This window comes from Geobacillus sp. JS12, from assembly GCF_001592395.1.
GTDB lineage: Bacteria > Bacillota > Bacilli > Bacillales > Anoxybacillaceae > Geobacillus > Geobacillus zalihae.
Genome location: NZ_CP014749.1, coordinates 3449783 through 3474811, shown reverse-complemented (window position 1 = coordinate 3474811; position 25029 = coordinate 3449783). Strand labels below are relative to the sequence as shown.

General features: G+C 55.0%; 19 protein-coding genes, 3 rRNA genes and 1 riboswitch. Of the genes, 2 read left to right on the top strand and 20 right to left on the bottom strand.

All coding sequences use genetic code 11. The features are described from left to right. Window positions 1–35: 35 nt before the first annotated feature. On the bottom strand, window positions 36–1046 hold the full coding sequence (locus tag A0V43_RS17195) for a DUF3048 domain-containing protein (protein ID WP_063193637.1): 1011 nt from the start codon (window positions 1044–1046) through the stop codon (window positions 36–38). Between the two features lie 27 nt (window positions 1047–1073). Further along, window positions 1074–2819, bottom strand: coding sequence for an adenine deaminase C-terminal domain-containing protein (locus A0V43_RS17190; protein ID WP_013522826.1), 1746 nt, complete (start codon window positions 2817–2819; stop codon window positions 1074–1076). A gap of 96 nt (window positions 2820–2915) precedes the next feature. Between A0V43_RS17190 and A0V43_RS17185 the strand changes: the two genes are divergently transcribed. Beyond that, window positions 2916–3161 carry a YgaP family membrane protein gene (locus A0V43_RS17185; protein WP_013522825.1) on the top strand — a complete coding sequence of 82 codons (246 nt, stop codon included), beginning with the start codon at window positions 2916–2918 and terminating at the stop codon, window positions 3159–3161. Window positions 3162–3471: 310 nt separating this feature from the next. Here the strand turns inward: A0V43_RS17185 and purD are convergent, their stop codons facing one another. From purD to purE, 12 genes are all read right to left on the bottom strand, one after another. Then, window positions 3472–4764 carry a phosphoribosylamine--glycine ligase gene (purD, locus tag A0V43_RS17180; protein ID WP_063193636.1) on the bottom strand — a complete coding sequence of 431 codons (1293 nt, stop codon included), beginning with the start codon at window positions 4762–4764 and terminating at the stop codon, window positions 3472–3474. A 25-nt stretch (window positions 4765–4789) separates the two neighbouring features. Further along, complete coding sequence (purH, locus tag A0V43_RS17175; RefSeq protein WP_063193635.1) at window positions 4790–6328, bottom strand: bifunctional phosphoribosylaminoimidazolecarboxamide formyltransferase/IMP cyclohydrolase; 1539 nt, start codon at window positions 6326–6328, stop codon at window positions 4790–4792. Beyond that, entirely contained in the window at window positions 6291–6923 is a 633-nt protein-coding gene (gene purN / locus A0V43_RS17170) for a phosphoribosylglycinamide formyltransferase (RefSeq protein ID WP_063193634.1), read from the bottom strand. Before purN ends, purH begins: the two co-directional genes overlap by 38 nt. Then, on the bottom strand, window positions 6920–7960 hold the full coding sequence (gene purM, locus A0V43_RS17165) for a phosphoribosylformylglycinamidine cyclo-ligase (RefSeq protein ID WP_063193633.1): 1041 nt from the start codon (window positions 7958–7960) through the stop codon (window positions 6920–6922). Before purM ends, purN begins: the two co-directional genes overlap by 4 nt. A gap of 123 nt (window positions 7961–8083) precedes the next feature. After that, window positions 8084–9496, bottom strand: a complete 1413-nt coding sequence (gene purF, locus A0V43_RS17160) for an amidophosphoribosyltransferase (RefSeq protein ID WP_063193632.1) — start codon at window positions 9494–9496, stop codon at window positions 8084–8086. Next, on the bottom strand, window positions 9472–11700 hold the full coding sequence (gene purL, locus A0V43_RS17155) for a phosphoribosylformylglycinamidine synthase subunit PurL (RefSeq protein WP_063193631.1): 2229 nt from the start codon (window positions 11698–11700) through the stop codon (window positions 9472–9474). Before purL ends, purF begins: the two co-directional genes overlap by 25 nt. Further along, entirely contained in the window at window positions 11684–12370 is a 687-nt protein-coding gene (gene purQ, locus A0V43_RS17150; protein ID WP_013144129.1) for a phosphoribosylformylglycinamidine synthase subunit PurQ, read from the bottom strand. Before purQ ends, purL begins: the two co-directional genes overlap by 17 nt. Then, window positions 12367–12621 (bottom strand): phosphoribosylformylglycinamidine synthase subunit PurS, encoded by a 255-nt coding sequence (gene purS / locus A0V43_RS17145; protein WP_013522818.1) that lies wholly within the window; start codon window positions 12619–12621, stop codon window positions 12367–12369. Before purS ends, purQ begins: the two co-directional genes overlap by 4 nt. Next, window positions 12609–13337 carry a phosphoribosylaminoimidazolesuccinocarboxamide synthase gene (gene purC, locus A0V43_RS17140; RefSeq protein ID WP_013522817.1) on the bottom strand — a complete coding sequence of 243 codons (729 nt, stop codon included), beginning with the start codon at window positions 13335–13337 and terminating at the stop codon, window positions 12609–12611. The genes purS and purC overlap by 13 nt, the downstream gene beginning before the upstream one ends. Window positions 13338–13412: 75 nt before the next feature. After that, window positions 13413–14708 (bottom strand): adenylosuccinate lyase, encoded by a 1296-nt coding sequence (gene purB, locus A0V43_RS17135; RefSeq protein ID WP_013144127.1) that lies wholly within the window; start codon window positions 14706–14708, stop codon window positions 13413–13415. Continuing rightward, window positions 14705–15853 (bottom strand): 5-(carboxyamino)imidazole ribonucleotide synthase, encoded by a 1149-nt coding sequence (gene purK, locus A0V43_RS17130; RefSeq protein ID WP_094239493.1) that lies wholly within the window; start codon window positions 15851–15853, stop codon window positions 14705–14707. The genes purB and purK overlap by 4 nt, the downstream gene beginning before the upstream one ends. Beyond that, the gene (gene purE / locus A0V43_RS17125) at window positions 15846–16334 is read right to left on the bottom strand and encodes a 5-(carboxyamino)imidazole ribonucleotide mutase (protein ID WP_013144125.1); all 489 of its coding nucleotides are present in this window, start codon (window positions 16332–16334) and stop codon (window positions 15846–15848) included. Before purE ends, purK begins: the two co-directional genes overlap by 8 nt. 110 nt (window positions 16335–16444) lie before the next feature. Beyond that, window positions 16445–16546: riboswitch (purine riboswitch) on the bottom strand. A gap of 148 nt (window positions 16547–16694) precedes the next feature. On the opposite strand from purE, the gene A0V43_RS17120 reads away from it, so the two are divergent. Next, window positions 16695–17138 carry an Hsp20/alpha crystallin family protein gene (locus A0V43_RS17120; RefSeq protein ID WP_063193629.1) on the top strand — a complete coding sequence of 148 codons (444 nt, stop codon included), beginning with the start codon at window positions 16695–16697 and terminating at the stop codon, window positions 17136–17138. Between the two features lie 253 nt (window positions 17139–17391). Here A0V43_RS17120 and rrf read toward each other — a convergent pair. The 6 genes from rrf to A0V43_RS17090 form a co-directional block, all read right to left on the bottom strand. Further along, window positions 17392–17508: ribosomal RNA gene (gene rrf / locus A0V43_RS17115) — 5S ribosomal RNA — on the bottom strand. A 362-nt stretch (window positions 17509–17870) separates the two neighbouring features. Further along, a 23S ribosomal RNA gene (locus A0V43_RS17110) occupies window positions 17871–20797 on the bottom strand. A 722-nt stretch (window positions 20798–21519) separates the two neighbouring features. Then, window positions 21520–23076: ribosomal RNA gene (locus tag A0V43_RS17105) — 16S ribosomal RNA — on the bottom strand. The 16S, 23S and 5S rRNA genes sit together here, the layout of an rRNA operon. A gap of 432 nt (window positions 23077–23508) precedes the next feature. Beyond that, window positions 23509–23706 (bottom strand): transposase, encoded by a 198-nt coding sequence (locus tag A0V43_RS20645; RefSeq protein WP_236930862.1) that lies wholly within the window; start codon window positions 23704–23706, stop codon window positions 23509–23511. Between the two features lie 19 nt (window positions 23707–23725). Beyond that, the gene (locus A0V43_RS20640; RefSeq protein WP_236930861.1) at window positions 23726–24163 is read right to left on the bottom strand and encodes a helix-turn-helix domain-containing protein; all 438 of its coding nucleotides are present in this window, start codon (window positions 24161–24163) and stop codon (window positions 23726–23728) included. Between the two features lie 213 nt (window positions 24164–24376). Continuing rightward, a complete protein-coding gene (locus A0V43_RS17090) occupies window positions 24377–24940 on the bottom strand; it encodes a hypothetical protein (protein ID WP_013144123.1) in 564 nt (187 codons plus the stop codon). Between the last annotated feature and the right edge of the window lie 89 nt (window positions 24941–25029).

The window sequence follows — 25029 nt, the reverse complement described above, 5'->3', positions numbered from 1 at the left end:
TCCACCGCCCCTTTGCCTTGCAACAGACAAGGCGGTTATGATTTCCACTGGACGATCGCCAGTTCCGGCACGATATTGATCCACGTTTTTCCCGGCACGAATCCGATCGGAGCCCCGTTATGGTACGGCAGCAGCCGGCCGTCGACGTTTTTCCATTCGATCAGCTGCATGACGCCGCCCTGCAGCAAGTACCCCTTGCCGCCGGAGACGAGGTCGATGTCGCGCCGCCCGTGGCTGTCAACCACTTGATGGTGGGCGGCGATGATCATGACGTTTTGCACGACAACCGGCTTATGCGTATCATAATCGATCGTTTGCTCGCCGCCGCTGTACCGGTAATACCCCTTTTGTTCCGAAACATATTGGTATTCGACCTGGGCATAGGCGCGATGCGAATAGGCGATGTGAACCGTCCCGACCTTCTTGCCGCTCGGCTCATCGGTGCGAAACGATAGCGGGGGAACGTTGTCCGTCCAAGCATACCCGTTTTGTTTCGCTCCTTTTTCGATGTTGGCGAATGAAATGTATGAGTTGTGCGGCGCCTTGCGGAACGGGACGCGCTGAAACAATGTGCCGTCGTAAAACAATCCGTTCAAATAGTCGATTCCGCCTCCCTCAAGACGCGCTTTCGCCTCCGGACTCCAGCCATGGCATACATACAGTGCATGGTAGCCTTCACTCAAGTCAATATAGTAATCACGCGCGCTTCGCACCGGTCCGACCCGCTCCGGCAATTCGCTTTGATACAATGCCAACAAACGGGTGATATCGCCCTCGGCAAGCACCTCATACACGATGTCCGCCTTGCTTAATCCCGACTGTGGGCGCGCCTTCGGGTGGTTGTTGATCATCACGCCGACGACCCGCTGATGGATGTTCCCTTTCGCCGGCAGCCCCGTCAGCGGGAACGTTTGTTGTTCCTCCGCCGGAGGCTTGGACGGCTGCTCCTGCCGAGGAGCCGGTTCGGCGTGCTTCGGCTCGCTTTTGGTCGTGCAGCCGCCTAACAACAATGCCGCGCAACTGACAGCGAACAGCCAATGTTTCAATGGACACACAACCTTTTCTTTTTTATTTTACCGCATTATCGAAGGAAAGAGTACCGTTTTGTGCATGACATCATAAATCCCGCGTTGCGTGACACGCACATACGGCAGGTGGGTTGACTGTAAAAACAGCAGCGAATACACCGGGTCTTCGAATGGATATCCGCGCTCGCGCAGCAAACGGACGAACGTTTTTTCTTCGTTGATCAATTCATCCACCTCTAAGGAGGACATCATGCCGCCTAAAGGAAGCGAGAGCTCAAACAAAATCTCTCCGTCCTCAGCGAGCACAATGCCGCCGCCGATCTCCTTCATCCGCCGGAAGGCGAGCATCATATCTTCCTTATGCTTGCCGATCAAAATCAAATCCCCGGTGTTCGAATAAGAACTTGCCAGCCCGCCAAGCGCCGATGAAAAACCTTTCAACATCGTATTGACGCGCCAGCGCCCGTTTCGGTCAAGCAGCACTAAAAAACATTCATCATGATCATGACCTAAACGATCGCGCGACGTATCAATCGACACGGAATACGGTTTTAAAATGACGGCGTTTTCCATGCGCAGTCCCATCGGCATCGAAAACTGCAAATCATCCCAGTCCACCTCCCATGGCAACGATAACGGCCGAATGCCAAACTGCCCCCATTCCAGATCTGGCCAGAGAGGCGGCGCTTCTCCATCGCGCTTCACCCATTCGCCTTTGGCGAGCACTTGCGCCGGCGTCGGATCGTGAGCCGAGCGCAAAAAGTTGATATGAGCGATGCGGCCGGTGGCAATGCTGCCGTGAAGATGCTCGATGCCGTAGTGGCGGGCGGCGTTGATCGTCGCCATCGCATAGGCATCGATCACCGGCACGCCATGCTCGATCGCGATGCGGATCAGCCAATCGATCACCCCATTCTCATAAAACGATGGCGGCGAGCCATCCGTCGTCAACAAGCATTTATCATAATGCCGGATGCCAAGCGCTTTCATCTCTTCAAGCAGCACCGGCAAATCGGGGCGAATCGAGGAATGCCGAAGCGCGACGGTATAGCCGTGCCAAAGGCGCATGCGCACTTCCTTTCCCGTCATTGCCTCATGATCGCCATCTGCGCCAAAGAGCGCCATTTTGACAAGCGTCTTTTCCGACGCCCCCGGAAAATGCCCTTCAATTTTGCGGCGCCGCCGATGCGCTTCTTGCATCCAGTACAAGATGATGTCATCGCCGCTCGCCACTTTTGGCCATGAGGTCAACTCACCGCCTTGAAGCACCGCCTCTTGGTCAAGCCAGCGCTTGATCCGAGCATTGGACACTTGTTCCTCTTCGCGCTCGAGCTCCGTTTGCCCATCAAATCGGCACCACCAATACATCGACGTTGGAAGCGCATTCATTTCTTGTAAAAAGAAAAGCGCTTCTTCATCATCGAGCTGCAAAAGCAAAAACAAGTTATCGTTGAGGAGTGTTGTTGTTCCGTGCGCCGCTGCATAACGGGCAAATGAATGGGGATTATATAATTGAAATGGATGGACATGCGGCTCGATGTAGCCGGGAACGAGCACATATCCACGGCAGTCGACGATTTCACACGCCTCGTCGACCTGATCAGGAAGACGCTCTCCGGCATACACGATGCGATCTCCATGGATCCATATGTTTCCTTTTACCCATTCACGAAAATACGAGTGCAAATACGTCGCATTCACCAATACTTTCGTCGGCGATTGTTTGCCATCAATCACCGCTGCTTGTGCACGCAGTTCGCTGCCTTTCCATCGGTAACGTTGTTCGCCCATTGATACCCCGTCCCTTGTTTCCTAATCGTTCCATACAACCATTTTAACGCACAAAAGCGACTTTCACAATAAAAAATATTAAGGAGGGACAGACCGATGGCGAATATCGGCATTGTGAACGCATTGATTCGCATCACGGTTGGCCTGACTGTCATCGCCTGGGCCACCGCCCGCCTGGCTCGGCGGCCTTGGTGCACATCCTATTTGTGGGCCGCTTTGCTTGGGGCGATGAAAGTCGGAGAAGGGATCACCCGTTTTTGTCCGATGACCGCTCTGTTTGACAATATGCAGCGCCGACAGCTGCTTGAAGAGGAAAAGGAAGCGGTCGTCAATCCGACATGAGGGAGGACATCCGTTCGACGTTGCGCACCGCTTTTGCCGATGTCTTCCATTCCACCGTCATTCGGCAACATTTTTCGCATCGTGAGTGATGCGTGCTGCTTCGGTATCGAAGCGGCCCGTGAAGAGTGCCAACTGTCACGGAAAGAGAAGAAAGCAACATGATTCGCGGCTTGGTATTGTGGACTAGCCAAACATCATCAAAAAAGGTGTCCCATACTTGGGACACCTTCGACTACAAAGGAGTGAACCACCTTGCTGCTCGAGTATATGACCGATATGTCGTTCGTATTGGCCGCGTTAATCGGCGGCATTATCGCCCTTTCATACATGTATATGCGGCGGAGGCGCGTTCGATAGCGCGCCGGCCGATATCGCGGCGGTAAAATAAACCGTCGCAGTCGATCGCGGCCAATTGCTCGTACGCTCTTTCCTTCGCTTCGGCAAGCGTCTCCCCTTTGGCCGCTAACAGGAGAACGCGTCCGCCATTGGTGTACCATGCGCCGCCTTCTCGTTTGGTGCCAGCATGGAACAACAACGCATCAGGGGAAATTCGGTCCAACCCGCGGATTTCGGCCCCGCGCTCGTACGCGCCGGGGTAACCTTTCGCTGCCAGCACGACGCCAAGCACCGCCTCGTCCGTCCATTCAAGCTCCAACTCTTTTCCATCCATCACCGCTAGTACCGCTTCCACCAAATCGGTCTTCAGCCGCGGTAGCACGACTTGTGCCTCTGGGTCGCCAAAACGGGCGTTGAATTCGATCACTTTCGGCCCCGTTGCTGTTTCGATCAGCCCGGCATACAGCACGCCGGTAAACGTCCGGCCTTCAGCCACTAACGCTTTGGCGGCCGGACGCAAGATCGTCTCCAGCGCTGTTTCCACCGTCTCCGCCGAGATTTGCGGCACCGGCGAGTAGGCTCCCATGCCGCCGGTGTTCGGTCCTTCGTCTCCGTCATACGCCCGCTTATGGTCTTGGGCGATGGAGAGCGGATACACCTTCTCGCCGTTAACGAACGCCATAAACGAAAATTCTTCCCCTTCTAAATACTCCTCAATGACAACTTGACTGCCGGCTGTGCCGAATTGTCCGTCGACAAGCGCTGCCTTCGCCGCGGCAAGCGCGTCTTCCACCGTTTGGGCGACGGTGACGCCTTTTCCGGCGGCCAATCCGTCCGCTTTCACGACGATCGGCGCGCCTTTTTGTTCAATGTAAGCTTTCGCCTCTTCGTACGACGTAAAGGTCGCATGGTCCGCCGTTGGGATGCCGTATTTCTTCATCAGCTCTTTGGCAAACGCCTTGCTTCCTTCGATGAGCGCCGCCGCTTGATTCGGGCCGAAAATAGGCAGCCCCTCGGCCAGAAACCGATCGACGATGCCGGCGGCAAGCGGAGCTTCCGGTCCGACGATCGTCAAACCGATCGCGCGTTGCTTGGCAAACCGCACAAGCGCGTCAATATCGAGCTCATCGATGTCAACAAGCTCCGCCACTTCCCCGATGCCCGGGTTGCCCGGCGCCGCGTACAGCTTGTCAACCAACGGGCTTTGCGCCGCTTTCCAGACGATGGCATGCTCGCGCCCGCCGCGTCCGACTACCAGAACGTTCATTGTCTTCCTCCCCTTTTGCCGCCGTTTAATGTTTGAAATGGCGCACGCCGGTAAACACCATGGCGATGCCGTACTCATCCGCTTTGCGAATCGAGTCGGCGTCGCGAATCGAGCCGCCCGGCTGAATGATCGCGGTAATGCCGGCTTTCGCCGCCGCCTCGACCGTATCGTCCATCGGGAAGAACGCATCGGACGCCAACACGGCGCCAACCGCCTGTTCCCCAGCCTGTTCAATCGCAATTTTGGCCGCGCCGACCCGGTTCATTTGCCCGGCGCCAACGCCGACCGTCATCCCGTTTTTGGCGAGTACAATCGCATTCGATTTCACATGTTTGACAACCTTCCAAGCAAACCGAAGCTGTTCGCGCTCAGCCTCGGTCGGCTCGCGCTTCGTTACGACATTCCATTCGGCGTCTTCAAGCGTGAACGTATCGGCCTCTTGGACGAGCAAGCCGCCATTGACGGAAACGAGCATGTTTTCCTTGACGTCCGGCGCGGTAAAATCAAGCGTCAACAGACGGATGTTTTTCTTTTTCGTCAAAATGGCAAGCGCCTCGTCGCTGAATGACGGAGCGATGACGATTTCCAAAAAGATGTCGTTCATCCGTTCGGCTGTTTCTTTGTCCACTTCACGGTTGACCGCAATAATGCCGCCGAAAATCGAGACTGGATCCGCTTCGTACGCTTTCGTAAACGCCTCAAGAAGCGTCGCGCCGACGCCGACGCCGCATGGGTTCATATGTTTGATGGCGGCCACAGCCGGCTCTTGAAATTCGCGAATGAGGTTGATCGCCGCATTGGCGTCATTAATGTTGTTATACGACAGCTCTTTGCCATGCAGCTGTGCCGCGTTGGCAATCGAGAACGCCGCACCGAGCGGCTTGGCATAAAACGCTGCTGATTGATGCGGATTTTCGCCATAGCGCAACGACTGTTTTTTCGTGTAGGTGACGGTGAGCGTTTCCGGATACTCTTCGCCGGTGAGACCGGTCAAATATTCGGCGATCATCGCATCATACGCCGCCGTATGGCGGAACGCTTTCGCCGCCAGCTGCTGCCGCGTCTTTGCTTGGATCGAACCGGTCATTTTCAGTTCTTCAATCACTATCGGATAGTCGGCTGGATCGACGACAATCGCGACATCGGCATAGTTTTTCGCCGCCGCCCGCACCATCGTCGGGCCGCCGATATCGATGTTTTCAATCGCCTCGGCCAGCGTCACGTCCGGTTTGGCGATCGTTTGCTGGAACGGGTACAAGTTGACGACGACCAAATCGATCGGGCGGATGCCGTGCTCTTTAAGCGCCGCTTGGTGGCGCTCATCGCTGCGCACCGCCAAAATGCCGCCATGGATGGCTGGATGCAGCGTTTTGACGCGCCCGTCCAAAATTTCCGGAAACCCGGTGACATCGGAGATCGAAATGACCGGAACGCCGGCCTCTTCAAGCGCCCGTTTCGTCCCGCCGGTCGAAATGATGTCGACGCCGAGTTCGGCGAGCTGTTTGGCAAACGGAATGATCCCTTCTTTATTGGACACGCTGATCAATGCTCGTTTCACTGCCATCGTTCTCGATCCTTTCTTCCTGTTGTTCCTTTTCCCCTAGCAGCATGCGCAACACCGTCGGGTACAGCTCGTGTTCGACTTGATGGATGCGCGCCTCAAGCGCCTCGATCGGCTCGCCCGGCACGATCGGAACAACGCGCTGGGCGATGACCGGCCCGGTGTCCATCCCTTCATCAACGTAATGAACGGTGACCCCTGTTTCCAAAACGCCAGCCCGATACGCTTGGCCGATCGCATCCTTGCCCGGAAACGCCGGCAGCAGCGACGGATGAATGTTGACGATTTTCCCTTCATAGGCGGAAAGCAAAGTCGGCCCGATCAAGCGCATATAGCCGGCCAACGCAATCCAGTCGATTTGGCGTTCCTTTAGCTCGCGCAAAATTTCGCTTTCAAACGCCGCCTTCGATGGATACTCTTTCGGCGAAAACACAAACGCCGGCACGTTTTCGCGCGCCGCTCGTTCAATGACTTTCGCACCTGGGCGGTCGCAGACCAAAAGCGCTACTTCCGCGGGCACCTCGCCGCGCTTGGCCGCGTCCACGATCGCTTGAAAGTTCGTGCCGCTTCCTGAAGCGAACACCGCCAGCCGCTTCATGCCCGGCCCCCTCCAGCAAACGACACGTCCGCTCCTTCGGCCACTTCGCCGATGATGTACGCCGGTTCGCCTCGTTCCGAAAGCCACTCAACAAGAGGCGCCGCCGTTTCCGGACTGACAGCGAGCACAAGGCCGATGCCCATATTAAAGACGGAAAACATCTCTTCTTCCTCAAGGCTGCCCTTTTCACGCAAGAAGTCAAAAATTGGCAAAATCGGCCATGAACCAAGCTGAATGCGCGCGCCGATTCCTGGCGGCAGCATGCGCGGAATGTTTTCGATCAACCCGCCGCCGGTAATATGCGCCATCCCTTTGATCGTAAACCGCTCGCGCACAGAGCGCAACAGTTTCGCATAAATGCGCGTCGGCTTCAATAACTCCTCGCCGAGCGGAACATCAAGCGGCTCGTAAATCTCATTAAGCGACAATTTCGCTTGTTCAAACACGATGCGGCGCACAAGCGAATAGCCGTTGCTGTGAAGACCGCTTGAAGGCAGGCCGATCAGCACATCGCCTGCTTGAATCGTTTGCCCGGTCACCAGCCGGTCTTTTTCCGCAATACCGACCGCAAACCCGGCCAAGTCATACTCATTTTCATCGTACATTCCCGGCATTTCCGCTGTTTCCCCGCCAATCAACGCGCAGCCGGCCTCGACGCAGCCGTCGGCCACCCCTTTGACGATGGCGGCGATTTTTTCCGGCACCGCCTTGCCGCAGGCAATGTAGTCAAGGAAAAAGAGCGGCTCCGCTCCTTGGACAACAATATCGTTGACACACATCGCGACGCAGTCGATGCCGATCGTATCATGCCGGTCAAGCAAAAACGCTAGTTTCAACTTCGTTCCGACACCGTCCGTGCCGGAGACAAGCACCGGCTGCCGGTAACCAAGCGCCGATATATCGAACAAACCTCCAAAGCCGCCGATCCCGCCCAGCACTTCCGGGCGCATCGTTTTTTGCACGTGCTCTTTCATGAGGGCGACGGCCTGATAACCAGCCTCGATGTCGACCCCTGCTTGTTTGTATGCCTTTGCCACGTCAACTCCTCCTTTTCGCCGCCCATCACGCTCAGGACGCCAGGCAACGCTCTTGTTGCGCAGCGTTTCTCTCGCGGAAACGCGCCACCACACTCGTCAGCTGCACCGGTTATACTTCCTCCATCATTTCATGGTCAGACATGGCCGCGCCGCTTGACCGAGACGGGTCGGATATTGGCCAGTGAAACACGCCAAACATTGCCCGCGCTCTGGCGAGACGTCCGGACGCCCGATGGCCTCAAGCATCCCTTCCTGGCTAATAAAGGCGAGGGAATCAGCGCCAATCAAGCGCCGAATCTCTTCAACAGTGCGATTCGCCGCGATCAATTCTTCCTTTGACGACGTATCAATGCCGTAAAAGCAAGGATGGGTGATCGGCGGGGCGCTGATGCGCACGTGCACTTCGACCGCTCCCGCTTCGCGGAGCATCGAGACGATGCGCCGGCTCGTCGTCCCGCGCACGATCGAATCATCCACCATCACAACCCGTTTGCCGGCCACAACCCCCCGCACCGGCGACAGCTTCATTTTCACGCCTTGCTCACGAAGCGCTTGTGACGGCTGGATGAACGTCCGGCCGACGTAACGGTTTTTGATGAGCCCTAGTTCATAGGGGATGCCGCTCGCTTCCGCATAGCCGATGGCAACCGAAATGCTCGAGTCCGGCACGCCGGTGACGATGTCAGCGTCGGCCGGAGCCTCGAGCGCCAGCCGTTTTCCTAAATTTTTGCGGGCCGTATGGACATTGATGCCGTCGACATGGCTGTCCGGACGAGCAAAATAAATGTACTCCATGCTGCAAATCGACCGCGGCTGCCTAGAAGCGAACCGTTCTGAACGCACCCCTTCGCGGCTGATGATGAGCAATTCCCCAGGCGCCACTTCCCGCTCGTATGTGGCGCCGATGACGTCAAACGCGCACGTTTCCGACGCCACGACATACGCCGAGCCGAGCCGGCCGAGCGATAGCGGCCGAAACCCGTGCGGATCAAGCGCCGCATAGAGCGCCTTTTCCGTCAGCAGCAAAAACGCAAACGCCCCTTCGATCTGACTGAGCGCCTCTTTCATTTGCTCGACAAACGTCGGCGCTTGGCTGCGGCGGATGAGATGGGCGAACACTTCCGTATCCGATGTCGTCTGAAAAATGCTTCCTTGTCCTTCAAGCGCGAGCTTCAACTCGATGGCGTTTGTCAAGTTGCCGTTATGGGCGAGCGCCATCGCGCCGGTTTGCGAGCGGAACAAGAGCGGCTGAACGTTTTCATAGCCGCCCCCGCCCGCCGTCGAATAGCGGACATGACCGATGGCCGCCGCCCCTTTGAGCGCATCGAGCGTACCGCTTTGAAACACATCGGTCACCAGCCCCAGCCCTTTATGACCGGATAAGCTCCCGTTATGCGCGACAACGATGCCGGCCCCTTCCTGCCCACGGTGCTGCAGGCTGTGAAGCCCGTAGTATGTGAGCCGGGCGGCGTCTTCATGCCCCCAAATGCCGAAAATGCCGCACTCCTCGTTCAATCCTTTGATTTCAGCAAGCATGGAATAGCCCCTTTCCAGACATTTCGCATCTTGGCAACGGAAAGGTGAATGAGCGTCTCACCGTGCTCCCCGTTCACCACGAATGCGCCATCGTCTGTCACTTCGCCGATTTGTTTCGCTTCAACCAGTTGCTCAAACGCCTCTTTTTGCTCTTTTTTCACCGAGACAACAAAGCGTGATTGCGTTTCGCTGAACAGTTCACTGACGAGGTCACCGCCGATCGTCACCTTGGCGCCAAGCCCCGAGGCACCCATGACACACTCAGCAAGCGCAACGGCTAATCCTCCTTCGGCAATATCATGCGCTGACGCCACCACCCCCGCGCGGATCGCCGCAAGCAGCTGGCGCTGGCGGCTTGCTTCCACCTCTAAGTCAATCTCCGGTGCTTTTCCAAAAATGCGGCCTTCCAGCCATTTTTGCAACTCGCTGCCGCCAAACTCCGGCTTCGCCTCGCCGATCACGTAAATGAGGTCGCCCGCTTGCTTAAACGACTGAGTCGTAATATGGGAAAGATCATCAATGAGACCGACCATGCCAACGACCGGGGTTGGGTACACGGCCTCGCCGTTCGTTTCATTGTACAGCGAGACGTTGCCGCTCACCACCGGCGTCCCGAGCGCCCGGCACGCTTCGCTCATCCCGTCGACCGCTTTTTCGAGCTGCCAGAAAATCTCCGGCTTTTCCGGGCTGCCAAAGTTGAGGCAGTCCGTAATGGCGAGCGGCTTTGCTCCGGAGCAGATGACATTGCGCGCCGCCTCGGCGACCGCGATTTTCCCGCCCGTTTCTGGATCCAAATACAAGTAGCGCGAGTTGCAATCCGTCGTCAGCGCGAGCGCCTTATTCGTGCCGCGGATGCGCACGACCGCCGCGTCCGATCCCGGGGCGACGACCGTATTCGTCCGCACCATATAGTCGTACTGGTCGTACACCCATTCTTTGCTCGCAATCGTCGGCTGGGCGAGCAGCCCGAGCAATGTTTGGTTGTAGTCTTCGATGTGCGGAATATACGGCGGCATCGCTTGAAACTCGCGGTAATAAGCCGGCTCCGCAGACGGTTTATGATACACCGGCGCGTCTTTCGCCAAGGCGTCCACTGGAATTTCCGCCGCCACCTCGCCGCGGAAAAACAGACGAAGCATTTTGTCATCGGTCACTTTGCCGATCGCTTTGGCCTCGAGGCCGTATTTGGCAAAAATCGCGGCGATTTCGTCTTCACAACCTTGCTTGACGACAAGCAACATCCGTTCCTGCGATTCGGACAGCATCATTTCGTACGGCGTCATGCCTGCCTCACGCTGCGGGACGAGATCCAAATTCATTTCAATGCCAAATCCGCCTTTGCTTGCCATCTCGGCGGATGAACTCGTGAGTCCTGCCGCCCCCATATCTTGAATGCCGACTAACGCATCGGACTTGACTGCTTCAAGACACGCCTCAAGCAACAGTTTTTCCATAAACGGGTCGCCGACTTGCACGGCCGGACGCTTTGCTTCCGACTGTTCGCTCAACTCTTCCGAAGCAAACGTCGCCCCGTGGATGCCGTCGCGGCCCGTTTTCGCCCCGACGTACATGACCGTGTTGCCGACCCCGGTCGCCACGCCGCGCTGAACGTCCTCATGGCGGATGATCCCGACGCACATGGCGTTGACCAATGGGTTGCCTTCATACGCCGGGTCGAACTGCACCTCGCCGCCGACAGTTGGGATGCCGACGCAGTTGCCGTACCCGGCAATGCCGGCGACGACCTGCTCAAACAAATATTTGACGCGCGGCGACGTCAGTTCGCCAAACCGAAGCGAGTTCAAAAGCGCGATCGGCCGCGCCCCCATCGAAAAGACGTCGCGGATGATGCCGCCGACCCCGGTCGCCGCCCCTTGATACGGCTCGATCGCTGACGGATGGTTATGGCTTTCGATTTTAAACGCCACCGCCAGCCCGTCGCCAATATCGACAATGCCCGCACCCTCACCCGGCCCTTGCAGCACGTGCGGACCATCAGTCGGGAATTTTTTCAGCACCGGCTTCGAGTTTTTGTAGCTGCAATGCTCCGACCACATGACGGCAAAAATGCCGGTTTCCGTGTAGTTCGGCAGTCTCCCCAAAATCGCTTCAATGCGCGCAAACTCTTCATCTGTTAACCCCATCTCACGGTACAACTTTTGTTCTTTGATCATCGCCGCGCTCGGCTCAAGCAGTAACGACATGCGTCTCCCTCCAATAGTTGACGATCGATCGGAATAGTTTCAATCCGTCCGCGCTGCCGAGCAAGGCGTCGACCGCCCGCTCCGGATGCGGCATCATGCCGAGCACATTGCCCCGTTCATTGACGATGCCGGCAATATCCGCCAAGCTGCCGTTCGGATTTTCTCCATGGTAACGGAACACGATTTGCCGGTTCTCGACAAGGCGCTCGAGCGTCTGTTCATCGCAATAATAATTCCCTTCACCATGGGCAATTGGAATTGTAATGACTTCGCCTTTTTCGTAGGCAGACGTAAACATCGTTTCATGATTTTCCACCGTCAGCTGGACCGGCCGGCAGATGAATTTCAACCCTTGATTGCGGCGCATCGCCCCAGGAAGCAAGCCGGCTTCGAGCAAAATTTGAAACCCGTTGCACACCCCAAGCACCGGTTTTCCCGCTTCGGCGGCTTTTTTTACGGCAGCCATCACCTTGGAGAAACGGGCAATGGCGCCGGAACGCAAGTAATCGCCGTACGAAAACCCGCCTGGAAGCAAAATGGCGTCAAAACGGTCTAGATCGTCCTCGTCATGCCAAACGTATTCGACCTCTTCGCCAAGTTCATCGGCGATCGCATGATACATATCGACATCGCAATTCGATCCCGGAAACACAACGACGGCAAACTTCATCGGGCGACGGCCTCCTCGATTTCATAGCGGTAGTCTTCAATCACCGGGTTGGCAAGCAGTTTTTCACACATCTCGCGAACGAGCTCGTTGATGTCGCGGTCGCTCTCTTCAATCACGAGCTCCATAAACTTCCCGATTCGTACATCTTTCACTTCCGTATACGATAAGCTGTGCAGCGCCCCTTTTACAGCGATCCCTTGCGGATCCAACACACTCTCTCGCAACGTGACATACACTTTTACTTTGTACATGCCGATTCTCCCCCTAACCGTTGTAAAATGACTTCGTATGCGTCCGTCAAACTGCCCAAGTCGCGGCGGAACACGTCTTTGTCGAGCTTTTCGTTCGTCTTTGCGTCCCATAACCGGCACGTGTCCGGTGAAATCTCATCCGCCAAGAGGATGGCTCCGTCTGCTGTACGGCCGAACTCAAGCTTAAAATCAATCAACCGCACGTTCCGCTCGGCAAAATGGAGGCGCAGCACGTCATTCACCGCCAGCGCGGCCTGCTTCAGCGCGGCGATTTCCTCGCGGCTGGCGAGTTTTAAAATGAAGATATGATCTTCCAACAACAACGGGTCGCCAAGGTCGTCGTTTTTGTAATAAAACTCAACAAGCGGCGCCTCAAGCGGCGTCCCTTCCTCTAGACCGATCCGCTTGGCTAAACTTCCCGCTACCACATTGCGGACAACGACTTCAAGCGGGATGATCGTCACGCGCCGGACCAATTGTTCCGTTGGCGACAGCTTTTCAATAAAATGATTGGCAATGCCTGCTTCGCGCAGCTTCAAAAACAACAAGCTGGAAATCTCGTTATTGAGCCGCCCTTTGCCGGCGATCGTCGCCTTTTTTTCGCCGTTAAACGCCGTTGCGCTGTCTTTGTACTCGACCCAAAGCACATCTGGCTCGTCAGTCGCGTAAATTTTTTTCGCTTTCCCTTCATATAACAGCTGTTGTTTCGTCGGCACGATCAACGCCTCCGTTTATCCAGAAGATTGAAAATCTTTTGTATAGCCGGCCGGCTTCGACCAGCCGGCAGCCGCTCACTCCAACCCTAAGCGGGCAAAAATCGTATCGACATGTTTCAAATGATGACGATAATCAAAACAATCATCGAGTTCCTCTTTCGTCAGCCGGCTCATGATCCGCTCATCCGCTTCAAGAAGCGAGCGGAACGGCACTTGTCTCTCCCACGCTTCCATCGCTTTCGGCTGCACCAAATCGTACGCCTCCTCGCGCGTCATCCCCTTGTCGATCAAGGCAAGCAAGACTCGCTGTGAATAAATGAGCCCGAACGTGCGCTCCATATTTTTTTTCATGTTTTCCGGGTACACAAGCAAATGTTTCACGATATTCGCGAATCGGTTCAACATATAATTCAACGCAATCGTCGCATCCGGCAAAATGATGCGCTCGGCCGACGAATGGGAAATGTCGCGTTCATGCCAAAGCGGCACGTTTTCGTACGCTGTCACCATATACCCGCGGATGACGCGCGCCATGCCGGTCATGTTTTCCGAACCGATCGGATTGCGCTTATGCGGCATCGCTGATGAGCCTTTTTGTCCTTTGGCAAAAAACTCTTCGACTTCGCGGACTTCGCTTTTTTGCAAGCCGCGAATCTCGACGGCAAATTTTTCAATCGATGTCGCAATTAAGGCCAATGTCGCCATATAGTAAGCGTGGCGGTCGCGCTGCAGCGTCTGCGTCGAAATCGGCGCCGGCGTCAAGCCGAGTTTTTCACAAACATACTGCTCCACAAACGGATCCACGTTGGCGTACGTGCCGACTGCGCCGGAAATTTTCCCTACTTCCACCATCTTGGCTGCTTGTTCAAACCGCTCCAAGTTCCGTACCATCTCGGCATACCAAAGCGCCAGCTTCAGCCCGAACGTCGTCGGTTCGGCATGAACGCCGTGCGTGCGCCCCATCATGACCGTGTATTTATGTTCGCGCGCTTTCTCTTTCAGCACTTGAATGAAGTTTTCCAAATCACGCCGCAAAATCGCGTTCGCCTGCTTTAACAAGTAGCCGAGCGCCGTATCGACAACATCGGTCGACGTGAGACCATAATGCACCCATTTTCGTTCTTCCCCAAGCGTCTCAGAAACGGCGCGGGTGAAGGCGACGACATCGTGGCGCGTTTCTTCTTCGATTTCCTTAATGCGGTTGACGTCAAACGACGCGTTTTCACGCAGGCGGCGGACATCTTCTTTTGGGATGACGCCAAGCTCGGCCCACGCCTCGCACGCGAGCAGTTCCACCTCAAGCCATGCCTTAAAGCGGTTTTCCTCGGTCCAAATCGCTCCCATTTCCGGTCTTGTGTAACGTTCAATCATCCTCGTTCCAGCCTCCGATCATGCCAAATTTGCCACGATTCGATTCGCGCCAACGCCGCCTCGACATCGTCTGCCAGCACCGTCACATGCCCCATTTTCCGCTTCGGCTTCGCTTCGTGTTTGCCGTACAGATGGACGTAGGTCCCCCCGTCGAACGCACCGATATGCCGAATGACCGGCTCGACGTGCTCGCCTAAAATATTGACCATCACCGCCGGCTTCAACAACTCCGTCGAGCCGAGCGGCCAGTTGCAAACAGCGCGGATGTGCTGGGCAAACTGCGACGTCGCGCATGCATTGATTGTATAATGTCCGGAGTTGTGCGGTCTAGGGGCCAGCTCATTAATATAAATATCCCCGTCCGCAGTCAAAAACATTTCCACCGCCAGCGTCCCAACGAGCGAAAACGATGCGGCCAACACTTCCGCGTAGCGAATGGCCCGCTCTTGCACGCTTTCCGGAATTCGGGCCGGAACGATCGTTTGATGCAAAATGTTCTCGACATGAACATTTTCCGCCACTGGAAAAACAGCCGTCTCACCATCGAGGTTGCGGGCGACAATGACCGACATTTCCTTCACAAACGGCACCCAGCCTTCCAAAATGCACGGACCAAGGTGAAGCAGCTCTGCCGCTTTGGCGACATCCCCTTCACCGCGGAGCACATATTGCCCTTTTCCGTCATAACCGCCGCGCCGCGTTTTCAAGACGCACGGGAAACCGATCGTTTGAACGGCCTGTTCAAGTTCCTCCGCTCCATTCACTTCGACATAGGGCGCCACCGGCAAGCTGGCATCAACGATCGCCGCTTTCTCCAGCGCCCGGTCTTGCGTCACCGCCAGCAGTCGGCTTCCTTGCGGGACATAGGCGTTTGCCTCCAGCCACTCAAGCGCTCGCGCATCGATATTTTCAAATTCGTACGTAATGACATCGCTCACGCGCGCCAGTTCAGCTATCGCATCCAAATCATGGTACGGCGCGGTGATTTCCACATCGGCCACTTGCCCGCACGGGGAGTCAGGCGTTGGGTCGAGCACGGCAATGCGAAAACCCATCTCGCGCGCCGCCAAAGCCATCATCCGCCCGAGCTGCCCCCCGCCGATGATGCCGATCGTCTGCCCAGGAACGATCCGTTGCTTAGTCAAATTGATCACTGCTTTCTACGATTTGCTTGCGAATCGCTTCCCGCCGCGCTTTGAGCGCCTCCATATAGCGTGGCTCAAGCAGTCCAAGAATCGATGCGGCGAGCAGTCCGGCGTTGGTCGCCCCCGCCTTGCCGATCGCCACCGTCGCCACCGGCACCCCGCCTGGCATTTGCACAATCGACAATAACGAATCAAGTCCATTCAATGCTTTTGACTGCACGGGCACCCCAATCACCGGCAACGTCGTTTTCGCCGCGATCATCCCCGGCAAGTGAGCCGCCCCGCCAGCGCCGGCAATGATCACGCGGATGCCGCGCTCCTCGGCTGTCTCCGCATACCGAAACATCTCATCCGGCGTCCGGTGCGCCGATACGACTTTTTTCTCAAACGGAACACCCAATTCCTCCAAAATGGCGCAAGCATGTTTCATCGTTTCCCAATCCGAATGGCTTCCCATGATCACCCCAACGAGCGGGCTCATACCATTTCACTCCTTTTGCTAGCACAACAAAACCCAGAACATGTGTTCCCATCCGTAAGCGAGGGAAAGCATCGTTCCGGGCTTTGACAGTTGCTGATCGAAAAAAAGCCAAAACCGATCCTTTCCCTCATAGTCCAATCATTTACGGTGATTGGGTAGAAACTTTTGGGCCATATTCCCAAAATTATATGAGGGATCTTCTCATACACTATGAAGTTACCTTTATAGTAGCAGGTTTTTTTTCGGCGTGTCAAGGAAAAAATCGAACATTTAGTATTTCATCAAAGCAAATGTTCGTGTTTTTTGAATCACCAAACGAAGAAGGCGGCATATGATGAATGAGCGGAGGAGGGAAATGCCATGGCTGATCAAAACCCGTTTACACCGTTTTCCGATTGGACAAAACATTGGCAGCAATTTTTTCAAAATGATTTTTGGGGAAGCATCCAGCCGTTGCTGCCGTCATCGAACAAGCCATCATCCGGTATGAACATTTACAAAAAAGACAACGAGCTGCTCGTTGTCATCAGCCTCCCGGGGCTCGAAAAAATCGAAGATGCAGAAGTGTATGTATCATACAAAACGTTGGAAGTGAAGGCAACCATTAATCTAAACTTCAAAGGGTTTGAGCTAGTAGAAGAAGGCCTTTTCCAAGGCCAATTCCAAAAAACAATCCCACTGCCGTTCGCCGTCAAAGAGGACCGCATCGAAGCAACATACCATAACGGCCTGTTGTTCATCCACCTGCATCGACTCATCCCTGACGAGCCGAAAAAGAAAATTGTCATCAAAAAAAGCGAATAATCTCCCCCACGAGTCCAAAAAAGGAGATACCTGCCTTTCGGAAAAAAATAAAAAAAGAGGGTGTCCATGCCGTACAGGACACCCTTACGCGAGTTTCCGTTTCCTATCGCTTTTATGAAAAAGGGGTCTAGGAAACGATGATCACGCTTTACATTTTGGGGGAGAGGATTGAAAATGGCGTCATTCAAAATGACTCATTTCCCATTAGGCAAAAATAATGAGAGAACCATTCAGCTCCCTCATTTTTTTGCCTGCCTAGCAGCGACCTACTCTTGCAGGGGCGCTGGCCCCAACTACCATCGGCGCTGGAGGGCTTAACTTCCGTGTTCGGGATGGGAACGGGTGTTTCCCCTCCGCTATAGCCACTAGGCAAGCGGTTGGATTTTGACATCATTTATTATACTTGAAAAACAAACAATGTCAAGAAGGAAATTCATTCCTTCAAAACTAGATAACCGTCGGAAGAAGCCGCTCGCCTGCGCTTTTCGCATTGTCCAGCTCCGGCTCGCCGCCGCTCGGGGTCAAATAACCTTCGCCTTCGGGATGTGAACATCCCTGCAGGCGAAGAACATTTGCCCGTCGCGGCGACCCGCTCGCCTGCGCTTTTCTTTGTCCAGTTCCAGCGCCTAGCTCTCTTCTGCCAAATAACCTTCCCCCTCGGGGTGCAAGCACCCCTGCGGGTGAAGAACATTTGGCTTCGAGAGCTAATCGCGGCGCTTTCACTTTTCTCACTAGGTCAAGCCCTCGATCGATTAGTATCCGTCAGCTCCACGTGTCGCCACGCTTCCACCTCGGACCTATCGACCTCGTCATCTTCGAGGGATCTTACCCGCCTGACGCGGTGGGAAATCTCATCTTGAGGGGGCTTCACGCTTAGATGCTTTCAGCGCTTATCCCGTCCGCACATAGCTACCCAGCGGTGCCCCTGGCGGGACAACTGGTACACCAGCGGTGCGTCCATCCCGGTCCTCTCGTACTAAGGACAGCTCCTCTCAAATTTCCTGCGCCCGCGACGGATAGGGACCGAACTGTCTCACGACGTTCTGAACCCAGCTCGCGTACCGCTTTAATGGGCGAACAGCCCAACCCTTGGGACCGACTACAGCCCCAGGATGCGATGAGCCGACATCGAGGTGCCAAACCTCCCCGTCGATGTGGACTCTTGGGGAGATCAGCCTGTTATCCCCGGGGTAGCTTTTATCCGTTGAGCGATGGCCCTTCCATGCGGAACCACCGGATCACTAAGCCCGACTTTCGTCCCTGCTCGACCTGTCCGTCTCGCAGTCAAGCTCCCTTGTGCCTTTGCACTCTCCGAATGATTTCCAACCATTCTGAGGGAACCTTTGGGCGCCTCCGTTACCTTTTGGGAGGCGACCGCCCCAGTCAAACTGCCCACCTGACACTGTCTCCCACCCCGCTAAGGGGTGCGGATTAGAATTTCAATACCGCCAGGGTGGTATCCCACCGCCGCCTCCACCGAAGCTGGCGCTCCGGCTTCCCAGGCTCCCACCTATCCTGTACAAGCGATACCAAAATTCCATATCAGGCTGCAGTAAAGCTCCACGGGGTCTTTCCGTCCTGTCGCGGGTAACCTGCATCTTCACAGGTAGTATAATTTCACCGGGTCTCTCGTTGAGACAGCGCCCAAGTCGTTACACCTTTCGTGCGGGTCGGAACTTACCCGACAAGGAATTTCGCTACCTTAGGACCGTTATAGTTACGGCCGCCGTTTACTGGGGCTTCGGTTCGCACCTTCGCTTCCGCTAAGCGCTCCCCTTAACCTTCCAGCACCGGGCAGGTGTCAGCCCCTATACGTCGCCTTTCGGCTTCGCAGAGACCTGTGTTTTTGATAAACAGTCGCTTGGGCCTTTTCACTGCGGCTCTTCAGGGCTCTTCACCCCAAAGAGCACCCCTTCTCCCGAAGTTACGGGGTCATTTTGCCGAGTTCCTTAACGAGAGTTCTCCCGCGCGCCTTAGGATTCTCTCCTCGCCTACCTGTGTCGGTTTGCGGTACGGGCACCTCTTCCCTCGCTAGAGGCTTTTCTTGGCAGTGTGAAATCGGGGACTTCCGGATCACTCCGTCGCCGTCACCGCTTGGCCTTATGATCCGCGGATTTGCCTGCGGATCAGCCTCACGGCTTGGACAGGCTCTTCCAGCCGCCTGCTCGCCCTATCCTCCTGCGTCCCCCCATCGCTCAAACGGGAAGAAGGTGGTACAGGAATCTCAACCTGTTGTCCATCACCTACGCCTTTCGGCCTCGGCTTAGGTCCCGACTAACCCTGAGCGGACGAACCTTCCTCAGGAACCCTTAGGCTTTCGGCGCAGAGGATTCTCACCTCTGTTTTCGCTACTCATACCGGCATTCTCACTTCTAAGCGCTCCACCAGTCCTTCCGGTCTGGCTTCTCTGCCCTTAGAACGCTCCCCTACCGATGACCAACGGTCATCCCGCAGCTTCGGCGGCACGTTTAGCCCCGGTACATTTTCGGCGCAGAGTCACTCGACCAGTGAGCTATTACGCACTCTTTAAATGGTGGCTGCTTCTAAGCCAACATCCTGGTTGTCTTTGCAACTCCACATCCTTTTCCACTGAACGTGCACTTCGGGGCCTTAGCTGGCGGTCTGGGCTGTTCCCCTCTCGACCACGGATCTTATCACTCGCAGTCTGACTCCCGGGCATAAGTCATTGGCATTCGGAGTTTGACTGGGTTCGGTAACCCGGTTTGGGCCCCTAGCCCAATCAGTGCTCTACCTCCAAGACTCCTAAACCCGAGGCTAGCCCTAAAGCTATTTCGGGGAGAACCAGCTATCTCCAAGTTCGATTGGCATTTCACCCCTACCCACACCTCATCCCCGCACTTTTCAACGTGCGTGGGTTCGGGCCTCCAGCCGGTGTTACCCGGCCTTCACCCTGGACATGGGTAGATCACCTGGTTTCGGGTCGACGACGACGTACTCACACGCCCTGTTCAGACTCGCTTTCGCTGCGGCTCCGCCTCTCCGGCTTAACCTCGCACGCCATCGTCACTCGCCGGTTCATTCTACAAAAGGCACGCCATCACCCATCAACGGGCTCTGACTACTTGTAGGCACACGGTTTCAGGTTCTCTTTCACTCCCCTCCCGGGGTGCTTTTCACCTTTCCCTCACGGTACTGGTGCACTATCGGTCACTAGGGAGTATTTAGCCTTGGGAGATGGTCCTCCCTGCTTCCGACGGGATTCCTCGTGTCCCGCCGTACTCAGGATCCGCTCGGGAGGGAACGAAGTTTCGACTACAGGGCTCTCACCTTCTCTGGCCGGCCGTTCCAGACCGGTTCGTCTACCCCGTCCCTTTCTCACTCCCATCGTGAGCGGTCCTACAACCCCAAGAGGACATGCCTCTTGGTTTGGGCTGTTCCCGTTTCGCTCGCCGCTACTTGGGAATCGCGGTTGCTTTCTTCTCCTCCGGGTACTAAGATGTTTCAGTTCCCCGGGTGTGCCCTCCATGCCCTATGGATTCAGGCATGGATACTGCCCCATTACGGACAGTGGGTTCCCCCATTCGGACATCTCCGGATCAACGCTTGCTTACAGCTCCCCGAAGCGTTTCGGCGTTTGCCCCGTCCTTCATCGGCTCCTAGTGCCAAGGCATCCACCGTGCGCCCTTTCTAGCTTAACCTATTGCGCTCTCGGCTTCTTCCTTTGCTTTTCCGGTTATCTAGTTTTCAAGGAACGATTTTTGTCATTGAGAGAACATGACTCGTTCCCTCAAAACTGAACGAAGCGACTGCCTTGAGTCTGCTTCTTTGCAGCTTTGCGCCGAGGAATCCATCTTCCTTGAATCTGCTAGAAGACGCAAAGCGGCTTCTTTGAGCAATCCTCCTTGCAGCTTTGTGCCGAGGAATCTTGCTCCCCCGAACCTGCTAGCAGACGCAGGCACAGGCGCTTTTGAAGGAATTTCTCATTCCCTCAAAACCGAACGAAACAGAAGCGCGATGGATTGGTAGGTTGGCCATTGCGGCCTCCGCATTTCGTGATGTCTAGCTCCAGCGCCTGGCTCTCTTCTGCCAAATAACCTTCCCCCTCGGGGTGCAAGCACCCCTGCGGGTGAAGAACATTTGGCTTCGAGAGCCAAACGCGGCGCTTCCGCTTTTCTCCCTGTCTAGCTCCGGCTCGCCGCCGCTCGGGGTCAAATAACCTTCGCCTTCGGGATTGTAAATCCCTTCAGGCGAAGAACATTTGCCCATCGCGGCGAAACGCTCGCCTTCGCTTTTCGTAATGTCTAGCTCCGGCCGCCATCGGCTCGCGACGCTTCGGTCCTGCTGCGGCGGCGACAGCCTCCTCGCAGGCCCTCCAGCGCACCTCGCCGATAAGCGGGCGGCCTCCGCTTTTCGTCCTTAGAAAGGAGGTGATCCAGCCGCACCTTCCGGTACGGCTACCTTGTTACGACTTCACCCCAATCACTTGCCCCACCTTCGGCGGCTGGCTCCCTTGCGGGTTGCCTCACCGACTTCGGGTGTTGCAAGCTCTCGTGGTGTGACGGGCGGTGTGTACAAGGCCCGGGAACGTATTCACCGCGGCATGCTGATCCGCGATTACTAGCGATTCCGGCTTCATGCAGGCGAGTTGCAGCCTGCAATCCGAACTGAGAGCGGCTTTTTGGGATTCGCTCCCCCTCGCGGGTTCGCAGCCCTTTGTACCGCCCATTGTAGCACGTGTGTAGCCCAGGTCATAAGGGGCATGATGATTTGACGTCATCCCCACCTTCCTCCGACTTGTCGCCGGCAGTCCCTCTAGAGTGCCCAACTGAATGCTGGCAACTAGAGGCGAGGGTTGCGCTCGTTGCGGGACTTAACCCAACATCTCACGACACGAGCTGACGACAACCATGCACCACCTGTCACCCTGTCCCCCCGAAGGGGAACGCCCAATCTCTTGGGTTGTCAGGGGATGTCAAGACCTGGTAAGGTTCTTCGCGTTGCTTCGAATTAAACCACATGCTCCACCGCTTGTGCGGGCCCCCGTCAATTCCTTTGAGTTTCAGCCTTGCGGCCGTACTCCCCAGGCGGAGTGCTTATCGCGTTAGCTGCAGCACTAAAGGGTGTGACCCCTCTAACACTTAGCACTCATCGTTTACGGCGTGGACTACCAGGGTATCTAATCCTGTTTGCTCCCCACGCTTTCGCGCCTCAGCGTCAGTTGCAGGCCAGAGAGCCGCCTTCGCCACTGGTGTTCCTCCACATCTCTACGCATTTCACCGCTACACGTGGAATTCCGCTCTCCTCTCCTGCCCTCAAGTCCCCCAGTTTCCAATGACCCTCCACGGTTGAGCCGTGGGCTTTCACATCAGACTTAAGGGACCGCCTGCGCGCGCTTTACGCCCAATAATTCCGGACAACGCTCGCCCCCTACGTATTACCGCGGCTGCTGGCACGTAGTTAGCCGGGGCTTTCTCGTGAGGTACCGTCACCGCGCCGCCCTCTTCGAACGGCGCCCCTTCGTCCCTCACAACAGAGCTTTACGACCCGAAGGCCTTCTTCGCTCACGCGGCGTCGCTCCGTCAGGCTTTCGCCCATTGCGGAAGATTCCCTACTGCTGCCTCCCGTAGGAGTCTGGGCCGTGTCTCAGTCCCAGTGTGGCCGTCCACCCTCTCAGGCCGGCTACGCATCGTCGCCTTGGTGAGCCATTACCTCACCAACTAGCTAATGCGCCGCGGGCCCATCCGCAAGTGACAGCCAAAGGCCGCCTTTCAACCAAAGACCATGCGGTCTTCGGTGTTATCCGGTATTAGCCCCGGTTTCCCGGAGTTATCCCGGTCTTGCGGGCAGGTTGCCCACGTGTTACTCACCCGTCCGCCGCTGACCAAACCAGAGCAAGCTCCGATTTGGTCCGCTCGACTTGCATGTATTAGGCACGCCGCCAGCGTTCGTCCTGAGCCAGGATCAAACTCTCCAAAGAAAGTTGATTGGCTTTTTGCTTCGGCCAAAGCGACCTCAGCTTTTCTATTGCGCTTCGTTTCGTTCAGTTTTCAAGGAACGAGCTATCCTTTCTTCGTTCGAGGAACTTACTTCCTCGAAAGCGACTCTTAAAATATATCACCTTTTTTGTTTTTTGTCAACACATTTTTTACTTTTGAGTCAGTCAAGAGTTGGTGGAGCCCTTTTTTCGGTTATATTGTAAATAGCTATAATAGCTATATAAATGCACCTCGAAAAGTTAACTTCTCGATTACGCAACACACCCCAAGCGTCGCAACACGTCTTCCGGGCGTTTCTGAATGGAATGAACAAATCGTTGAACCGCTCGCAGGATCTCATGGCGGTCTTTGTGAAAGGCGTTGGCGGACACCGTATCCTTCAGCCATTTCCACAAACGCTCGATCGGGTTGAGCTACGGCGAGTAGGGCGGGAGATACAAGAAATGAAAACATGGTCCTTCTTCCCGCAAAAACTCCTTCACCATTCGAGCGTGATGAATCCGGGCATTGTCTAGAACAAGCGCCATGATCCGGTTGGGATGCCGCTCTTTGAGTCGGCGCAAGAAACCCAAGAACGTCGTGGCGTCGGCGGCCTCTGCTTGGTGAAGCACGGTGTCCCATCGTGGACGTTCACGGCGCCAAATACCGAAATATGGGCATGATAGCCGAATATCGGCACTCGTTTTTGATAGCCAGTCTCGGACCAAGCGGATCGCAACACATGATAAGAGCGGATATGCATTTCATCGATGTACAAAGAACGGCCTCTTCGGTCTCCTTAGTGATCAAGTTTTTTATCAGATCCATTTGTTTTTCAAATGGCTTTTGCTCATCCGGATTCCCTTTCGCCAGTGTGTACGTCGAGCGAGTCCATGACAGACCTTGACGGTGCAGGAGTTTTCGCAGCGCTTCACAGGAAATGGAAACGCCGAAGTGCTTTTCCACATAGGACGGCAGGAGTTTAGTGTTCCACGCCGAAGCTACATCCCACCCCAGTTCGGCGGAGTCGTGGCGAGCACGAGCCGCTTGATCTCTTTCTGCTGTTCTTCCGTGAGAAACAGCTCTCATCCGGGCGCGAAATCCCAATGAAGCAAGAGGTCCACCCCCATACCCATCAAGTTAAGAATTTTGGTCTTTGTGCATCGTCAAAAACATGGAACATGTGTACATCGGACATGAACGCTTGTACGTTCCACGGTTGGTTTTCCGCCGTCTGACGGCGGAAGAATGACAAAAACGGATGGGGTATGTGCAGGAAAAGTATGTCTATAGCACCACGGGTTAATAATTATATTTTAAATTACCATGTTTAATTTGTACTGTACCAGAACCGTCATTTTTAAATCTAAATGCATAACTACCGGGATGCTTTACCAGTGTAGTGTCTCTCCAATCAAGTGCAGCCCAGCCAGCCACATCTCTCCATACAACTTTACCAGTATATACTTGACCTAGTTTATAAACTTCTACTGCAACTGCCTCAGGTCTATTAATTAGTTCAAATTCAAAAATCCCAGGATTATAAAAATAGTATCCACCATTAATCCAAACGTAATTTGAAAAAGTGGTATTGCCAAAGGAGTATTTTTTAATGCTCTGAGCAGTTACTGTTTGTTCTGCTATAATAGATTTTGTTTTAGGGTCATCTGTTTCGATGGATTTCTCTTCAAGATTAATCGTTTTGATAAGATTATTATTTTCATCATAAATTTCAACTCTTGGAGCTTTATCTCGGTTAATTGCTTGATCATTTACTTGAGCATTTACGGCGTTTGATTCAAATATAAACAAAAGAATAGTCGCCAATGTAATTATAATATGATGAATCTTTTTCATCATTCTCATATTTTTCTCATCCTTTCATTCATTTTTGAACATTTATCTCCACAACATTAGCATTTATTACATATAAAAATTGACTCTTCACCAGGAAT